Annotated in this window: 17 protein-coding genes; 5 read left to right on the forward strand and 12 right to left on the reverse strand. The window is 55.9% G+C overall.

The annotated features are described in order from the left end of the window. Positions 1–32 precede the first annotated feature (32 nt). A complete protein-coding gene (locus ABWO67_RS01525) occupies positions 33–680 on the reverse strand; it encodes a DNA-3-methyladenine glycosylase family protein (protein WP_353146585.1) in 648 nt (215 codons plus the stop codon). A gap of 10 nt (positions 681–690) precedes the next feature. Continuing rightward, a complete protein-coding gene (cysS, locus tag ABWO67_RS01530) occupies positions 691–2,139 on the reverse strand; it encodes a cysteine--tRNA ligase (RefSeq protein WP_353146587.1) in 1,449 nt (482 codons plus the stop codon). 212 nt (positions 2,140–2,351) lie between these two features. On the opposite strand from cysS, the gene ABWO67_RS01535 reads away from it, so the two are divergent. From ABWO67_RS01535 to ABWO67_RS01545, 3 genes are all read left to right on the forward strand, one after another. Further along, positions 2,352–3,122, forward strand: a complete 771-nt coding sequence (locus ABWO67_RS01535; protein ID WP_353146589.1) for a tetratricopeptide repeat protein — start codon at positions 2,352–2,354, stop codon at positions 3,120–3,122. 162 nt (positions 3,123–3,284) lie between these two features. Then, on the forward strand, positions 3,285–3,794 hold the full coding sequence (locus tag ABWO67_RS01540; protein ID WP_353146591.1) for a peptidylprolyl isomerase: 510 nt from the start codon (positions 3,285–3,287) through the stop codon (positions 3,792–3,794). After that, positions 3,787–4,554, forward strand: coding sequence for a UDP-2,3-diacylglucosamine diphosphatase (locus tag ABWO67_RS01545; RefSeq protein WP_353146593.1), 768 nt, complete (start codon positions 3,787–3,789; stop codon positions 4,552–4,554). Before ABWO67_RS01540 ends, ABWO67_RS01545 begins: the two co-directional genes overlap by 8 nt. Before the next feature lie 3 nt (positions 4,555–4,557). Here ABWO67_RS01545 and ABWO67_RS01550 read toward each other — a convergent pair whose 3' ends face one another. The 5 genes from ABWO67_RS01550 to ABWO67_RS01570 form a co-directional block, all read right to left on the reverse strand. Beyond that, the gene (locus tag ABWO67_RS01550) at positions 4,558–6,279 is read right to left on the reverse strand and encodes a solute carrier family 23 protein (protein ID WP_353146594.1); all 1,722 of its coding nucleotides are present in this window, start codon (positions 6,277–6,279) and stop codon (positions 4,558–4,560) included. Between the two features lie 16 nt (positions 6,280–6,295). Beyond that, entirely contained in the window at positions 6,296–6,985 is a 690-nt protein-coding gene (locus ABWO67_RS01555) for a carbonic anhydrase (RefSeq protein WP_353146596.1), read from the reverse strand. Positions 6,986–7,063: 78 nt separating this feature from the next. Next, positions 7,064–7,939: an undecaprenyl-diphosphate phosphatase gene (locus tag ABWO67_RS01560; protein ID WP_353146598.1), complete on the reverse strand. Its 876-nt coding sequence runs from the start codon at positions 7,937–7,939 to the stop codon at positions 7,064–7,066. Next, entirely contained in the window at positions 7,932–9,512 is a 1,581-nt protein-coding gene (locus ABWO67_RS01565) for a TerC family protein (protein WP_353146600.1), read from the reverse strand. Before ABWO67_RS01565 ends, ABWO67_RS01560 begins: the two co-directional genes overlap by 8 nt. A gap of 77 nt (positions 9,513–9,589) precedes the next feature. Further along, positions 9,590–10,381: an inositol monophosphatase family protein gene (locus ABWO67_RS01570; protein WP_353146602.1), complete on the reverse strand. Its 792-nt coding sequence runs from the start codon at positions 10,379–10,381 to the stop codon at positions 9,590–9,592. Positions 10,382–10,512: 131 nt separating this feature from the next. Between ABWO67_RS01570 and ABWO67_RS01575 the strand changes: the two genes are divergently transcribed. Beyond that, positions 10,513–11,283, forward strand: a complete 771-nt coding sequence (locus tag ABWO67_RS01575; RefSeq protein WP_353146650.1) for an RNA methyltransferase — start codon at positions 10,513–10,515, stop codon at positions 11,281–11,283. Between the two features lie 55 nt (positions 11,284–11,338). Here the strand turns inward: ABWO67_RS01575 and ABWO67_RS01580 are convergent, their stop codons facing one another. The 3 genes from ABWO67_RS01580 to ABWO67_RS01590 all read right to left on the reverse strand — a co-directional run bounded on the left by ABWO67_RS01580 (position 11,339) and on the right by ABWO67_RS01590 (position 13,759). Next, a complete protein-coding gene (locus ABWO67_RS01580; RefSeq protein WP_353146604.1) occupies positions 11,339–11,977 on the reverse strand; it encodes a 3-oxoacid CoA-transferase subunit B in 639 nt (212 codons plus the stop codon). After that, on the reverse strand, positions 11,974–12,645 hold the full coding sequence (locus ABWO67_RS01585) for a 3-oxoacid CoA-transferase subunit A (RefSeq protein WP_353146606.1): 672 nt from the start codon (positions 12,643–12,645) through the stop codon (positions 11,974–11,976). The genes ABWO67_RS01580 and ABWO67_RS01585 overlap by 4 nt, the downstream gene beginning before the upstream one ends. Before the next feature lie 121 nt (positions 12,646–12,766). Continuing rightward, entirely contained in the window at positions 12,767–13,759 is a 993-nt protein-coding gene (locus tag ABWO67_RS01590) for a Bug family tripartite tricarboxylate transporter substrate binding protein (RefSeq protein WP_502929944.1), read from the reverse strand. A 102-nt stretch (positions 13,760–13,861) separates the two neighbouring features. Between ABWO67_RS01590 and ABWO67_RS01595 the strand changes: the two genes are divergently transcribed. Continuing rightward, positions 13,862–14,629: an IclR family transcriptional regulator gene (locus ABWO67_RS01595; RefSeq protein WP_353146608.1), complete on the forward strand. Its 768-nt coding sequence runs from the start codon at positions 13,862–13,864 to the stop codon at positions 14,627–14,629. Here the strand turns inward: ABWO67_RS01595 and ABWO67_RS01600 are convergent. Both ABWO67_RS01600 and ABWO67_RS01605 read right to left on the reverse strand, forming a co-directional pair. After that, the gene (locus tag ABWO67_RS01600) at positions 14,626–16,143 is read right to left on the reverse strand and encodes a M81 family metallopeptidase (protein ID WP_353146610.1); all 1,518 of its coding nucleotides are present in this window, start codon (positions 16,141–16,143) and stop codon (positions 14,626–14,628) included. The two genes, ABWO67_RS01595 and ABWO67_RS01600, sit on opposite strands and share 4 nt — an antisense overlap. Before the next feature lie 23 nt (positions 16,144–16,166). Beyond that, positions 16,167–17,147 carry a Bug family tripartite tricarboxylate transporter substrate binding protein gene (locus ABWO67_RS01605; RefSeq protein WP_353146612.1) on the reverse strand — a complete coding sequence of 327 codons (981 nt, stop codon included), beginning with the start codon at positions 17,145–17,147 and terminating at the stop codon, positions 16,167–16,169. Between the last annotated feature and the right edge of the window lie 102 nt (positions 17,148–17,249).

Consider the following 17,249-nt stretch of genomic DNA (forward strand, 5'->3'; position numbering starts at 1 on the left):
GCTTGGTATCCAGATTAGAGCATTCACTTTGTTTAGTACTGAACAGCCGCCGGATCAAGGCTACGCCATAAGTACCAAGTGGCCACCGTGCGCCATGGGGCCCAGGCCTGAGCGACTTCCCGTGCTTCGAAGCGCGAAACGGGCTCACCACTAAAGTAGTGTAACGAAATTGCCTTGAGTAGGCTCGAATCATCCAAAGGAAGGATGTCGGGCCGCTGCAGGTTGAAGATAAGAAACATCTCGGCGGTCCACCTGCCTATGCCCCGAATAGCGCATAGATCGGCGATGACCGCTTCATCGTCCATGTTTTTCCATAAGGCGGGCTTGACCTTTTTTTCGGAAAAATGGGTAGCGAGGTCAAGAATGTATTCTGACTTGCGCTTGGACAAACCCGACAATCCACTGTCGGTTTCAGCCAGCTTAAGCACTGATCGCGGCGAAGGATATCGCCCGCAAGCTTCAGTGAACCGGTGCCACATGGCATCGGCTGCTTTAACCGAAATTTGGTGCCCCACAATCGCCCGGGCAAGCGTAATGAATGGCGTTGCAGAAGGCGCCAGCCATTCGGACTTATGCCGCGGAATCAGTTTTTTAAGGATGCGATCGCGCCCCATAAGCTGCGCGGAAGCCTCGTCCCAAAATACGGGTTTTTCTTGATCAAGGATGGGATTTTCTGACATTGATAGCCTCCTAGGCGCGACGCCATTGCGTCACACCGCCGGCCTTGTCTTCAAGTTCGATCCCGTTCTCCTGCAGTTCGGTGCGAAGGCGATCAGCCTCGGCGAAGGCTCGATCTTTCTTCGCCGCAGCACGGGCGGCGATCAAGGCCTCGATTTGGTCGTTCGATAACGTTATAACTGCTGTGTGGCCGCGCTGATAGCGGCTGGCCGACTGCAGGTATATGGCTGGGTCGGCTTGCAACAAGCCAAGCAATCCGCCTAGTGCCCGCATCAGGCCCGACGCCTGACCGGAGTGGCTGCGATTGGCTTCGGACGACAGCTCGAACAATGCAGCAACGGCACCCGAAGTATTGAAGTCATCGTCCATGGCGGCGCGAAAAGCTGCCGCGCTGGGGTGATCCCAATCGATCTCGGCGTGAACGGCCGGCACGTTATGCAGCGTCTGGTACAAGCGATCCAAGGCGTTCTGGGCATCCAGCAGATTGTCGGGTGCGTAGTTCTGTGGACTGCGGTAATGATTGCGTACGATGAAAAACCGCAACATTTCGGCTTCGCGTGGATTGGCCTGATAACTGGCCTGATCGTCGGACAAACCGGAATCGGCAGCGATAGTGGCCCGTATCGTGCTGAAATTGCCCAGGGATTTCGACATTTTGTCGGCATCGACCATCAGGGGCCCGCAATGCATCCACACCGACGCCAGCGTTCCACCGAAAGCGCCTTCCGTTTGGGCGATCTCGTTCTCGTGATGCGGGAACTTCAGGTCCGGGCCGCCGCCGTGAATATCCAAAGGCAACCCAAGCAAGGCTTTGCTCATGGCCGAGCATTCAATGTGCCAGCCAGGACGTCCCATGCCATAAGGCGACTCCCATTTGGATTCCGGCGGCTCGTCGGCCTTGGCTGTTTTCCATAAAACAAAGTCCAGCGGGTCGCGCTTACTGCTTGCTACAGCGACGCGCTCTCCGGCGCGCAAGTCATCGAGCGATTTACCCGAAAGCTTCCCGTACCCGGCAAAACCGCGCACCGAAAAATTCACATCGCCGTCGTCCGACTGATATGCGAGTCCGTTGTCTTCAAGGCGCTTGATGATGCCTAGCATTTCGCCCACATGATCCGTGGCCAGGGGCTCGGCGTCGGGGGCTGCAACACCCAGCGCGCGCTCGTCGGCGTGCATGGCATCGATATAAAACGAAGTCACTTCGTTCAAGCGGCGGCCGCTTTGCACAGCCCTGCGTATGATTTTGTCGTCGATATCGGTGATATTGCGCACGTAATTGACTTTATAGCCACTAGCCCGCAGCCAGCGCTGCACGATGTCGAAGCTCACCAACATGCGCGCATGTCCAAGATGACAAAAATCGTAAACCGTCATGCCGCATACATACATGCGCACCTGACCAGGTTCTACGGTTTTCAGTGGCTCTTTGGTGCGGGAAAGGGTGTTATAAATGTGCAGCATGTGCGGTAAATATCTATAAATGAGTACGATTGCGGGCCGGATCAATACAGATCCGGTTGCAGTAAACTGGGTGCTATGTTCAAAGCATGGCTAAAATGGCGGTCGATAAGTATAGCAAGCGGGCAAAACAGGCGCTGCGCCGATCGGGCTGATTTCTGATTTAACCTTGATGCTATCCACCAACGCAACCCTTACATATAGGTGCATAACCTGTGTTTCGAATTACTTGCCGTGTAGCAGCGATCGCCCTTATTGCAGGCGGGCTGTCAATACAAAAAGCCGGCGCCCAAACTCCGGCGCCCGGCCTTGAGCCAAACGCCGATCTTACCGCCACACTGGACGCCGGTCCAGATGCGAAAGCATTTAGCAATGAATCCGGTGGTGTTTTCGTGCAGTTCGACCAGCAGGTATTCGCTGACGACAGCAAACTGTTCAACGATCCTCCTCCCACAGAAGGCGGCTGGAAGGGCTTGGCCAATTTGCTCGAAGCGCTGACCCCCAGCGTCGACACGGAAATCCCCCTTACCGCATCCGAGATCACAAGCAGAATCTCGACCATGCTGGACAACGGCGAATATCAGGAAGCGCTTAATGTCATCGAAAAGCGGACCCAGCAATATGAAGCCACAACCAACCTGGGCACCGATGTACAGTTGATGTTCCTGCACGGCCGGGCACTTGCCGCGCTAGGCCGGCAGGACGAAGCAATAGACATTTACATCAACATGACCACGAAATATCCGGAGCTGCCCGAGCCCTGGAATAACCTGGCGTCGGAATATGTTAAACAAGGCAAGCTGGAAATGGCGCAAGATGCCTTGACGATGGCGCTGGCAGCCAATCCCAACTACGGCACGGCCAAGGCCAATCTGGGCGAAGTTCAGCTTATGCTGGCCCAACGATCCTTTCAGGACGCCGCCCGAATGGGTGTCGGCGGCTCGCAAAGTAAAGCCGATGCTACTGCCGATGTCCTGAAAAAATAATTCACCGGGAATATTATCTACACCATGTCCTCACTTTCACTTCTTACTCGCACGTTTAGCCCAAGGCTGCGTGTTTTCAGCCTTGCTTGCGCAACATCTCTGGCACTCTGCCTTGGCGGTGCCGCACAAGCCGCGTCTTCAACCCCTACTCAAGGTAAACCTATGAGCACAACACCCAACGTAAAACTGCAAACCAACCATGGCGATCTGGTAATCGAGCTGAATGCCGAAAAAGCGCCTAAAACCGTCGAAAGCTTCCTTACCTACGTCAAAGAAGGCTTCTATGACGGCACGGTTTTCCACCGCGTCATCAATAATTTCATGGTTCAGGGCGGCGGTTTCGATGCCACCATGAAACAAAAGCAAACCCACGCTCCTGTCGAAAACGAAGCCAACAACGGCCTCAAGAACGACCGTTACACGCTTGCTATGGCACGTACGTCCGACCCGCACTCCGCTACAGCTCAGTTCTTCATCAACGTAGCCGACAACGACTTCCTGAATTTCACCGCTCCAACGCCTAATGGCTGGGGCTACACCGTTTTCGGCAAGGTCATCGAAGGCACTGAAATCGTAGACAAGATCAAGGCTGTGAAAACCGGCAACAAGGGCTTCCACCAAGACGTTCCCGTCGAAGATGTCATTATCGAGAAAGCCACGATTGTTGAATAAGATACCGCTGGCAGGTACTGTATGGATTGCCTCGGATATTCATCTGGGGCCGAATACACCTGCCACTGCCAGCGCGTTTCATCTATTCCTGGACAAGGCATGCGCGCAGGCGGATGCCTTGATTTTATGTGGCGACATCTTCGATGCCTGGATAGGCGATGACTTCGCGTTTTCCGAACCGCCCGACTGGCTGTCGCAAACATTAAGCAAGCTTTCCACGGTATCCGGAACCATCCCCTTATGGCTGGGGCGCGGCAACAGGGATTTCCTGATCGGCCCTATGCTTACCCAACACGTCGGTGCGCAGCTTCTGCCCGATACGGTATGCCTGAATACCGATTACGGCCGGGTTCTGCTTTCGCATGGTGACGAGTACTGTACTGCCGATCCAGGATACCAACGCTTTCGGCGTATTGTCCGCAATCCGCTAGTGCAAAAATTGTTTATGGGCCTGAGCTTGAAGCTGCGGCGCGGTATCGCCGACTGGGCAAGGCAGCGCAGCACAGCTGCGAATCGCTATAAATCACTCAGCATCATGGATGTCAGCCAGCCTGCCATTGAACAAGCTTTCCGGGATTCCGGTGTTGCCACGCTGGTGCATGGACACACACACCGCCCTGCCGTTCACCAACTGAATGTAGACGGACAGTCACGTCAACGCATTGTCCTGCCCGACTGGGACTACGACCATGAAGCTGCCCCACGCGGCGGCTGGCTGGCAATAGACCGCAGCGGCGCAGCTTTGCATCAGCTTCCCTAGGCGTCAGGCCTCGAAATCCAACTGCAGTTGCGCAATGTGATCGCGCTGACGCACTTGCACCCGCTTCGCAAGACGACTCAGCAGGTATGCCGTCAGGTGGGCGGTCGCCTCGGGATCGTCGAGCAAGGCGTCGGGACTAGGCGCGGTAGTCTTGGCGACGGGCAATGCGACCCCCGAATAAACAAACGTGACCCGCAAGGCGTATTCATCAAAACGGGTTTTGACTTCCAGCCATGGTTCGTCCGGTGAAATTCGACGGCTATGGGCCAGGAGATCGAAAGCCTGCCATACAGCTTGCTCGGCGCGCTGTACGGCGTCGCGACGGGCGCCCCACAAGCGCCCCTGATTCTCCATGAAAAGATTCAGGTCGTCGGCGGTGGTCGCATCAAGCGAAAACCGCTGTGTCGTGCGGCGTGAGGCCCCAAGGCGAAACAATATGGTCAGTACCAGGGCGATCAGGGTACCGTTGGTGACGCCCGCCAGCGCCATGAACCCGGCCAGGGGCGGATGTTCAATGCCCGCGACAATATACTGATGCGACACGCCCACGATCAGCCCCACACCCAGCGCCAAAGAACGGCGGTCGTCCAGCATGCGCGAAGCCACAAGCTTCAACCCCGCCATTAGCAGGAAAGCGGAAAGAAACAGCAGCAAGGCCGCAATAACCGGAGCCGGTACCGCCAGCCACAGTACGATCAGCTTGGAGCACAGTGCCGTAATGAGCAGGAACGCCGCTACCCAATAACCCAGGTAACGGCTGGCGCTACCCGATGTCGCCGCCAACCCTACCGCTCCGCCGCTGGCGGTTTGCGGCATGGCGTTGATGAAAGAGGCGAACACATGTGTCAGCCCTTCGGCGCGCAGCCCCCTGCCATAGGCCTTCAAGTCAGGCTTGTGCCAATCCGCATCCGCGGTTCGTTGAGCGACGGTTTGCGTGCCTATCGACATTAGCGACATCGCCAACCCCATCAACATATAAGGCCACACCATATTCCAGTCAAACGACCAGCCAAATGCGGGCAAGTTGGGAATACGTACCCACGGCGCCGCCTGGATATAGCGCACACTGTCGGACGACAGCATGCCCAGCCCTGCGGCCAACGCACTGCCTGCCAATAAGCCCAGCAGAGTCGCAAACAGCCGCACACGGGATTTCAGCCAGATATTGCAAAACACCATGACGAACAAGGTAAAAGCCGCGACCATCAGTTCCATGTTGGTGGCCCCCGCAGCGCCTTGGACATCGAACAACAGCTTAAGCCCCACCTGTCCCGTGGCAACTCCGGTAAGCATCACTGCCAGACCGGCGATTTCGACCGTAAAAATACTGCGCAGGCGTGTAATACAGGTGCTAAGCAGCAATTGGGTCAGACCGGTCACGCAGACCATGCCATAGGCCAGCGGCATGCCTCCAGAGCTGCTGCTGGCCAGGAACATAACGGCAAAGACTGTGGGCGTCGCCTGCAAGGGGTAGTAATAGCCCGAGCCGATTCCCCAGCGGTTAAGCGTTTGCAAGAGTATGGACAAGGCGCAGGCAATCAACGACGCGCTGGCAATGTCCAGATAACCGCCGCCCCCGAGATGCGTGGCGCTGTCGTGCACGAAAAGATTGGGAACGACAAGAAGCGCGCCCAAAAATGCGATTTGCTGCAAGGCCAGGCCCAGTGCGGCAGAAATCGGAAGCTTATCGTTGACCCAGAAAAGAATGGATTCCGGTTTGCGCATAGGTCGCAGCCAGCGCTTAAATAACCGGCATCAAATGCAAATCGTTCCCGGCGGTCTTCCACAAATCGCCGGTTTCAATATCGAACCACCAACCGTGCAAGGCCAGCTTACCGGCATCGACACGTTCCTTGACCCAAGGATATGTCAACAGGTTATGCAAAGAGCCCGTCACCGCCGCCCGCTCTACCAGGCCGGGATTTTCTTTGAGCAGGTCCAGAGACACCTTCTGGCGAATGCCGGATTTGTCGGGATTCAAATACAGCTCGGTAGCGTTCATGGCCATCGACACCCAATCGCCCACAAACTCTCTATCGATAGGATGGCCATCCGCCGCGGCCAGCACGGCCTTGATGCCGCCACAGCTGGCATGCCCCAGCACGATGACGTGATCTACGTCCAGGTCGCGGACCGCATATTCAATGGCCGCTCCGGTACCATGCAGGCCGGCACCCTGTTGATAGGGTGGGACCAGATTAGCGATGTTGCGTACGGTGAATAGCTCGCCCGGACTGGCCTGCAGCAATACACCGGTATCAACGCGAGAGTCGCAGCACGAGATGATAAGGGTGGCGGGCGCCTGGCCCTCAGTAGCCAGCTTATGCATCATTTCCGGATCGCGTTCGTAGAACTCGGTGCGAAAACGGCGCACGGCGGCTTCGAAATGCGAAATATCCCGAAGGGCGGGCTGGCAACACGCTGCAGTCATAATCTGGTCTCTTGAATGAGGGGTCAGGAAATCAAGTGAGGGATTATAACTGCATGCTTCAAAATTTAACGCATTAAATTAACGCATTACAAGCCAGACAAGGACCACACATCCAAGAGCAATGCGATACCAGGCAAAAGGCCGGTACGTGCGCTTGGACACAAAACTGAGCACTGCCCGTACAACCAGAAGCGCGCTGAAAAAAGCGGCCGCGAAACCGATGACTATGGCTTCGGTCTGGGCGCCGGATAACGCGCCGCTATTACGATACAGGTCGTATACAGTCGCTGCCAACATAGTCGGCATAGCCAGAAAAAACGAAAATTCCGTAGCGGTTTTTCGTTGAATTCCCGCCACCATCCCGCTGATAATGGTAGCCCCGGAACGCGAGGTGCCTGGCACCATCGCCAGACATTGCGCAAACCCGACCACCAGCGCCTGCTTCCAGGTAATCTGTTCGAGCGTCAAGGCAGTCGCGTTTTGCGACGCCATGCTGTCGTCGCCTTGCGCCGCCGCCAAGTTAGCCGCACCGTGCTTGGCATATTGCGGCTTTCGCTCTACCCATAGCATGATCAAGCCCCCCACAATCAGGGTAACGACGAAAACGCCAGGATTATGAAAAAGCATCTTGATGTATTTGATCGCCAAGGCGCCAATAACGGCGGCCGGCAAAAAGGCAATGATCAGGTTGCGTGTAAACAAGACCTCGCTGCGTTGGCCGGTCAGAGTGCCATGTATCAGTTGCCACAAGCGTGCACGAAAGATCCAGATGACGGCCATGATGGAACCGAACTGGATAACGACTTCAAACACTTTGTCGTCGCCGGAAGAAAAGTTCATCCAGTCGCCTATCAGCAACAAATGGGCTGTACTGGATACAGGGATGAATTCGGTGAAACCTTCTATCAGGCCCAGAAACAGGGCTTTAAGCAAAAACCAGGTACTTTCAGTCATACTCACTCGCGTCGTTGATATCTTCGTTCGGATGGTAGGTGCGCTCGATTTGTACCGACGCTATGCGGCGGCCATCCAAGCGCAACACCGTGAATGTAAAAGTGGCGTGCGCCTGCTTGAGTTCGCAACTGTCGCCTGCCTTCGGCAGATGTCCGAACCGCTCAAGCAAGTAGCCAGCCAGTGTCGAATAACCTTCCTCGTCGTCCACCAAATCGTCTGTATTCAGAAGCAGTTCAAGATGGTGCAAATCGGCCGCGCCGTCGACCCGCCAGCGATTGTCATTTTCAATAACAATATCGGGCGTTTCGTCTTCATCGGGGAACTCACCGGCAATCGCTTCGAATACGTCGATAGGCGTGACCACGCCCTGAATGGCGCCAAACTCGTCTGTCACCAACACCAATTGCCCGCGTGAACGCTTGAGCGTGTCCATCAGGCGCAGCACCCCTATGGACTCATGCACGATGATGGGATCGCGCAGTCGCGACAGCCTGATGCTGCCTTGAGTAATCAGATCGGCAATCATTTCCTTGGCGCGGCCGATACCGATGACTTCATCCAGCGAACCGCGGCAAACGGGGAAGAAACTGTGCGGCGCCTTGGCGATCTGCTCGCGCAACTCGCTGGGGTCGTCGTCCAGATCCAGCCAGGACACATCAGTGCGCGGTGTCATGATGGAATTGATGGATCGGTCGGCCAGGGTAAGCACGCCGCTGACCATATAGCGCTCTTCATCCCCGAACACTTGGGCAGGGGCCTCGCTATCCTGCTGCGGATGCTCGGGGCCCATTAGTGGACGCTTGCCCAGCATGCGCAGCACACCTTCGGCAGTCCGCTCGCGCAGTGGCCGCCTGGTGTCCACCTTCCGCATGTTGCGCCTGGCCACCTGGTTAAGCATTTCGATTGCGACGGAAAAGGCAATCGCGGCATAAAGATAGCCCTTGGGAATGGGGAATCCAAAGCCTTCCGCCAACAGCGAAAAACCAATGGTCAACAAAAAGCCCAGACATAGGATAACCACGGTCGGATGGGCATTCACAAAGCGCGTCAATGGCTTGGAAGCCACCAGCATAATGCCGATGGCGATAGTCACGGCCAACATCATGATGGCCAAGTGGTCGACCATACCGACTGCCGTAATTACCGCGTCAATCGAAAACACAGCGTCAAGAATAACGATTTGCGTAACGATGACCCAGAAACTGGCATGCATGCGCGAACCGGAAGCATGAGCAATCCGCCCTTCTACACGCTCGTGCAGCTCGAGCGTTCCCTTGAAGAGCAGGAAGAAGCCGCCCACGATAAGAATCAGGTCCCGTCCGGAAAAGCTCAGGGGGCCAAGGAAAAACAGCGGATCGGTGAGCTTGATCAGCCATGACATGACTGACAGCAGCGCCAGCCGCATCAGCAATGCCAATGACAGCCCTATCACGCGCGCCCGGTCGCGTAAGGCCGGCGGCAGTTTCTCTACCAGAATGGCAATGAAAATCAGATTGTCTATACCCAGCACAATCTCGAGAATGACCAAGGTCAGCAGGCCGACCCAAGCGGATGGGTCCAGCATCCATTCCATCAAGAAACTCCGAAAGACAAGCAGCTACGCTAAAAACTAAGCCGGGTGCGTGTGGCGCATCCGGCCTAGCGTGGCGATCAGTCCTGCAGATGGCCCAGCATTTGGGTAAAGATCTTGGGGGTGGCTGCCAGAACACTACCGCTTTGCATCCAGCCCTGTTCGCCGTCGAAATCGGCAATCAGGCCGCCCGCTTCGAGTATAAGCAATCCGCCCGCGGCCAGATCCCATGGCTTGAGATTGACGCCGCAGTAGCCATCGATACGTCCCGATGCCACGTACGCCAGGTCAAGGACGGTTGAACCAAGCCGGCGCGCTGCAGCGCACTCGGATAGCATGCTGGAAAAGCGCGTGTTTGCCGCCACCGCGCTTGCCGAACCGGGAACGTGCGCCCCCAGCAAGGCATCGTGATAGCGCGTCTGGCCCGACACGCGAACGCGCCGGTCATTCATGAACGCGCCGCCGCCGCGCGTAGCGGTAAACAGTTCATTGCGGGACGGATCATAGATAACGGCCTGGGTGACCTGACCACGCTGCGCCAGCGCAATTGACACAGCGTAGATAGGCAAGCCGTGTATAAAATTGGTAGTGCCGTCCAGAGGGTCGATAATCCATTGAAAATCGGCCTGGGCATCCAGCTTTTGCCCCGCCGCCAGGTGCGTGCCGGACTCTTCACCCAGGAAACCATGGTCCGGGTAAGCAGTGCGTAAAATATCGATTATGGCTTCTTCAGCGGCATGATCCACTTCCGTGACATAATCCTTGGGCCCTTTGCGTGCCACTTGCAGGCGTTCCAAGTCGAGACTGGCTCGGTTGATAATGGCGCCAGCACGGCGTGCCGCCTTGATGGCGGTATTGAGCATCGGGTGCATAAAATTCCGTAGTAAACAAAAAAACTGTCAGTGCCTGGCAAAGCCAAATTCGACCGCCTTCATAGGCAAAAAATCAGGCAATAAACATAAGATTCCCGCTATTTTAAATGACTCAGACATTTTCCTCAGAAATGATCAATGCTTTCCCCCGCGTTCGGTTCATTATGGTGCGCCCCAGCCATCCCGGAAATGTAGGTGCGGCCGCCCGCGCCATCAAAACCATGGGGTTTCAAGACCTGTGTCTGGTCGCCCCCCGATTCCCTGATGTGCAGGACCTGCCGGAGGCGCAATCACTGGCCAGCGGTGCGACCGATGTCCTGGCTGCGGTAAGTATCGTACCAACATTGGAAGAGGCCCTGGCTTCTGTCACGATGGCATTCGCCCTGACAGCCCGTGCCCGTATGATAGGCCCTCCGCCCTGCGATATTCGCGAAGCAGCCAATATCAGTTGCAACCATCTTCAACAAACGCGTAATAAAGTTGCTATTGTGCTGGGGACAGAACGCTCGGGGTTGACCAACGACGACATCGCATTGTGCCAACGCATTTGCCATATTCCGGCGAATCCGGAATATAGTTCGTTGAATGTCGCGCAAGCACTGCAACTGGCGGCGTGGGAACTGCGTTACGCGCTTGCCAGTGCCGCATCGCTGCCATTGCTGCCAAGCACCGAGGGCCAACCGGAAACCGGCGACGAACCCGCCCCAAGCGAGAAAGTGCAGGCGCTGATGGTCCACTGGGAACAAGCCTTGATAGAAGTCGGCTTCCTGGATCCGGAACACCCCAAAAAATTGATGCCGCGCATGCGCCACCTATTTGGCCGCAATGCGCTCACCCGGGATGAGGTGGATATGTTGCGCGGCTTGTGCACCGCCATGATCAAGACAGCCAAGAACCGTTAACCGCAACGGGCCAGGCCTTGCACGCAAGCGCGCCAAGGCCTGGCCCGGTACCAATTTAGCCAGCCACCAGCTCCAGCCCTGTCAGGCGAGACAGCTCTTCAATACCGGCGCCGGACATATCGTCAATCAGCACCACCTGCCCGTCCTTAATGTCGAAGACCGCCAGATCGGTATACACGCGCGACACGCAGCCAATACCCGTCAGCGGATATGTGCAGCGCTCCACTAACTTGCTTTGCCCATCGCGAGTCAGCAGTTCCATCAATACGTACACCGACTTGGCGCCCGTAGCCAAGTCCATCGCGCCACCGACTGCTGGAATGTCATCGGGGCCGCCCGTGTGCCAATTGGCCAGATCGCCGGTGCGCGACACCTGAAATGCCCCCAGCACGCAGATATCCAGGTGGCCGCCACGCATCATGGCAAAGGAATCGGCATGATGAAAGTAAGCGCCCCCTGCAAGCAAGGTAACAGGTTGTTTGCCGGCATTGATCAGGTCTGGATCTTCCTTGCCTGGTTCGGGAGCCGGCCCCATGCCGATAACGCCATTTTCGCTATGCAACATGATCTCGCGATCGGCAGGCAGATAATTGCCAACTTTCGTCGGCAAGCCAATGCCGAGATTGACGACGCTGCCCTCGGGGATATCCCGGGCCACGCGGGCAGCCATTTGGTCTCGATTCAAACGATTCATTTTTCCGCTCCCACGGCCACTACACGTTGTACGAAAAGGCCAGGCGTCACAATGCATTCTGGATCCAGCGCGCCTAGTTCAACGATCTGCTCAACTTGCGCGATGGCGACGCGCGAAGCCGTCGCCATGATGGGGCCGAAATTTCGCGCTGTCTTGCGATAAACCAGATTGCCCCAGCGATCGGCGCTCAGGGCTTTGATCAAGGCATAGTCCGCCTCTATGGGATATTCAAGAACATAGTCGCGGCCGTTGATGTTGCGCTGCTCTTTGCCCTCGGCCAGAAGCGTACCCGCCCCGGTCGGCGTGAAGAACCCGCCGATACCCGCGCCACCGGCACGTATGCGCTCAGCCAGATTGCCTTGAGGAACCAGTTCCAGCTCGACCTTGCCTGCGCGATACAACGCATCGAACACATGGGAGTCGGCTTGCCGGGGAAACGAGCAAATAATCTTTCGCACCTGCCCGGCGGCTAATAGTGCAGCCAAACCGGTATCGCCGTTCCCGGCGTTGTTGTTGATGATGACCAGGTCTTTCGCCCCTTGGTCAAGCAGCGCATCGATTAATTCTTTGGGTTGACCGGCCAGCCCGAAACCACCCACCATAATGGAAGCACCGTCGGGCACATCAGACAATGCTTCACGCAAACTATTAAAAATCTTGGAAATCATGCAGTGTCCATTTCCTTAAACATTACAAAACGCGCCATTGAAAAGGCCGGCCAAGAGGCCGGCCCAGGCTGTGAGCAGCTACTTACTACGGCTGCAATGCCGAACTATGCAAGCCCGCGCCTTAATCTACTGTCGCGCCGGAAGCCTTAACGACTTTGGCCCAGCCATCGACTTCAGCCTTGATGAAGTCACCGAATTCGGCTGGCGTTGTCTTGGCCGGCACTGCGCCCAGATCAGCCAGGCGTGCCTGGACATCAGGCTTGGCCAACGCGGTCTGGATGATACCGTTCAGTTTGTTCACGATATCGTCAGGCGTACCTTTAGGGGCAATGATGCCGAACCATGACGATACGTCATACGTCGGGAAGCCTGATTCCTGCATGGTGGGCAGATCAGGAGCCGTGCTGGAACGATCGGCTGTCGTGACTGCCAAGGCGCGTAACTTGCCGGCTTCCACATGAGGCCAAGCCGATGGCATGTTGTCGAACATGTAGTCGACTTGGCCGCCGATCAGGTCGGTAATGGCAGGCGAGCTGCCTTTGTAAGGAATATGCGCTGCATCGATATCCGCCAATTGCTTGAACAATTCCCCAGCCATGTGGATGGAGGTGCCGCTACCGGACGAAGCAAAGTTCAGCTTGCCTGGGTTGGCCTTGGCGTACTCGACCAATTCCTTCACTGACTTGACAGGTACCTTGGGATTGACCACCAGCACATTGGGCACTTTCACGCCCAATGAAATGGGTGCGAAATCCTCGACCAGATCAAAGCGCAAGTTCTTGTAAAGGGTTTGGTTAATGGCGCTGGTAACAGCTACCATGTATAGCGTATAGCCATCCGGCTTGGCGCGCGACACCATTTCCGTCGCGATATTGCTGCCTGCACCAGGACGATTTTCGACTACAACCGGTTGCCCAAGCGCGTCGCCAATTTCTTTGCCTAATATACGGGCTATGACGTCGGTCGTGCCGCCAGCGGAGAAACCAACGATCAGACGGACCGCGTGGTCAGGGTAGGCGGCCGAGGCGCTGCTTGCGAAGCCAAGCGAGCCGGCAACCAGCAAGCTAGCGGCAATAGCCTTGGCGCTAAAGGTAAATTTGGAACGAATTGACACTATGTCCTCCAGGATTTTAAGTGTCCAACACATGGACACCCCTATAATAACCAAAGCATTTTCCGATACAACGCGACTTTCGCCAACACAAGCGTACATACCGTGGACACTTTAGAAACTGACAACGCAGGTTCAGGCCCCAGAACCCTAAGGCGCGGCCTGCAGGTTTTGCGCACATTACAAGACAATCCCGATACTGGCTTAAGCGTTACCGACTTGGCACGAATGACGGGTTTGCAGCGCCCCACCATTTATCGGCTGCTGGCGGCCCTGGTCGAGGGCGGCTTCGCCAAGACAGTAAGCGGGACCAAACGCTTCATGGCCAATGAAAGCGCCATACTGCCCAATATCGAGCAAGACCCGCGCATAGAGCTCGCTTTTCCGGTTCTGCAAAGGCTCGCAACCCTTACCGGGGACGCCGTCTTCCTGGTAGTGCGCGATGGGCATGAATCGGTCAGTTTATGGCGCGAAATCGGTGCATACCCTGTGCAAATATTGGCCACCTTCGCTGGAAAACGCCAGCCCCTGGGCGTGGGATCGGGCGGTATGGCCTTGCTGGCCAAGCTCAGCGATGAAACAGTAGAAGAAATCATCGCCAGCAACAGCAATCGAATCGAACAGTATGGCGGCATGACCACACGAGAAATGCGGCAACTGGTGCTCAACACGCGTACACGCGGTTATTCGGTCGTTGGAAATTATGCGGTACGCGGCGCGCTAGGAGTCGGCTGCGCCTTATGCGATGCCAAAAAAAATCCCTATCTTGCGATTAGCGTTACCGCCATTACCGACCGCATGCCCGCCAGCCGGCAACGAGAAATAGCCCTTCTTATACAAGATGGGCTAAAAACCATTGCCGATAGAATCTAGACTATCGCTTCACTGTCGGATAGCTGCGCTTCACCATCCAGCGGATAAATAGGACGACTCAAATTCCTGAACGGGAATAAGGCGTAGTCGGAGCTGCATACGCCAGGTCCACCAACCAGCACCACATGCCTGGCCAATGGACCGAACCCCGCCCGGAAATGTTGACGAGACTTGATCAAGACATATTTCTTGGCGGCCGGATCAACGCCTGCATGCGTGAAAACGCCAGTATCGTAAGGTTCTTGCGGCTTTTCAGAAACAAAGATCAGCACTCCTTCGGACTCAAGCACGGCGGTACGGCCCAGGCTCAGCAACATGCCGGTAAACATAGGCCCGGTTACCCGATAGTTGCCATCGGTAATATTCACCACCTTGCCCGTCACCCTCAAGGGCTCGCCGGCAAGGTCAAGCGCCGGCATATCTGTTTTTCCGCCCAGATCAAGCGTGACGTCAGCACCGATTCCCGCTTGTATCATTTGCTCGACCGCAGCCGGATCCCATATCGGACCAGCCACGACATCCTCGAGCCCTTGTTCTATTACCTCACGCAATACCGCCATGACGTCAGTCGTACCGCCAGCACCGCAATTGTCCCCGTGATCCACCAGCACTATTGGCCCTTCGGCAAGTTGCTTAGCCGCAGCAATTGAGTCTGCCAAAGGCTCTGTCGGAAAAATAAAATCGTCTCGGCGCGCCCAAGCCAGTTCGCTGAGTTCATCAAGCAAAAGCAAACCTTGCTCGCGCTTGCTTTTGTCTACGACAAGAACAATGGACAATCCCACATGAGGAATATCGGCTAATGGAAACCCGCCGAATACGGATGCGTTCAACACTTCGCCATTGGCCTCGGCCGCCATCGCCCTGTCCATGATGTCTTTCATAGGCTGCAGCGCTGGTGTCTGCCTGAGCATATGCGTAAGCATGGGCAAGCGGCGCCACAAGATGGTCGGCTCAACCTCTTTCTTTAATATGGCTTGCAATGTTCTGCCTGCGCGCTCTCCGGTCTGATAGACGTCAATATGCGGATAAGTGCAATAACCGGTGATCACCGTGGCGTTATCGATCAAATCAGGGCTGAAATTGGCGTGGAAGTCCAACGCGACGATGACCGGAACTGATTCGGGCAAGATAGCCCGGATACGCTTGAGCAGCTCACCTTCGGCGTCCGGGTAGCCTTGCGCCACCATAGCGCCATGCAGATCCAGCAACACCGCATCACAGCCTTTTTTTACACAGGCCAGGATAGACTCAACAATCGATTCAAACGCTTCGCGAGTCACCGTGCCGCTAGGCACGGCATTGGCGACAATGGCGAAATCCACCTCGGCGCCCAGCTTGTCAGCAAGATCCAGATAAGCAGCCGCCGCGCTATTGGTATTTGCGCATGAATTGCGAGCTTCATCGCCATAGGCCGGGCCATTTTTGCCTGTGCCGCGACAAAACGATGCCAGTTCGGTGGGCAATGGAGAGAACGTATTGGTTTCATGGCGGACCAGCGCAACAACCACTTTCATAGAAATTCCTGATTATCCTGAGATTATTGTTTTTCCAGCCCGGAAGCCTCGACCAGCTTGCCGTAGCGGACTGTTTCTTCCAACAAGAACTTCTTGCTGTCTTCGGGGGACGTCATGACCGGTGCGTAGGCCAGCAAGTCCAGCGCCGTGATGAAATCCTGTTCCTGCATGCCTTCCTTGATAGCGGCGTACAGCTTATTGATGACGTCTTGAGGCGTACCTGATCTGACCACTACCGATAGATTCGAGCGCACTGTCAAGTCTTTGGTGTTGTCATAGTCTTGAGTGACGGCAGCGGGAAACTCTTTCAGAGCCTGCGACTGCAAAACGACGACAGGTTTGACTTTGCCGGCCCGTGCCTGCGAAATCGACGAACCCACGACGTCCAGGTGGGCATCTGTCTGGCCACCGATAAGATCGGTGACGGCAGGAGGCGAGCCGCGGTAGGGAATAATTTCAAAGTCGAAATTATTTTTCTGGCGCCATTGAGACAATGCCAGGTATGCCGCGCCGCCTATCGTGTTCACGCTGATGGACGCCTGGCCGGGATGGGTCTTGATGTATTGCTTGAGTGAATCGAAGTCCTTGTGCTTGCCATCTTGCTTGACGATCAGCCAATGGGGATACGTATTGACGACGGTGACAGGCGTAAAGTCTTTATCGCCGTCATAAGGAATTTTCTTCATCAGAAAACCATTGATATTCAGCGTGTTGTCGCTTGCCATGAAAAGCGTATAGCCTTCTGGCGGATCTTTCAGAACAGAAAGCACGCCTGGTATGGTCGCGCCGCCCGACACATTTTCGACTACAGCCGGTTGGCCCAGCTTGTCGCTGATTTTCTTGGCAACCAGACGCCCCATGATGTCTGCCGACCCGCCCGCAGGGTAAGGAACGACCACTTTAAATGGCTTATTGGGCCAATCCTGTGCTTGTGCCGAAAGAGGCAGCGCCATGGCGACCCCCAGCCATACCGCCGCACGCAACAATTTACTTATTTGCTTCACTGACTGACTCCTGTCCACTTTCCTCGTTGATATTGTCTCGCCCTGCCGGCGCAGATACCGCGCCAAAACCACTTATGTGTCCTTGCATGTACCCAACAGCGA

The sequence above is a fragment of the Pollutimonas bauzanensis genome, assembly GCF_040393045.1.
GTDB classification, from domain to species: Bacteria; Pseudomonadota; Gammaproteobacteria; order Burkholderiales; family Burkholderiaceae_B; genus Pollutimonas; species Pollutimonas bauzanensis_A.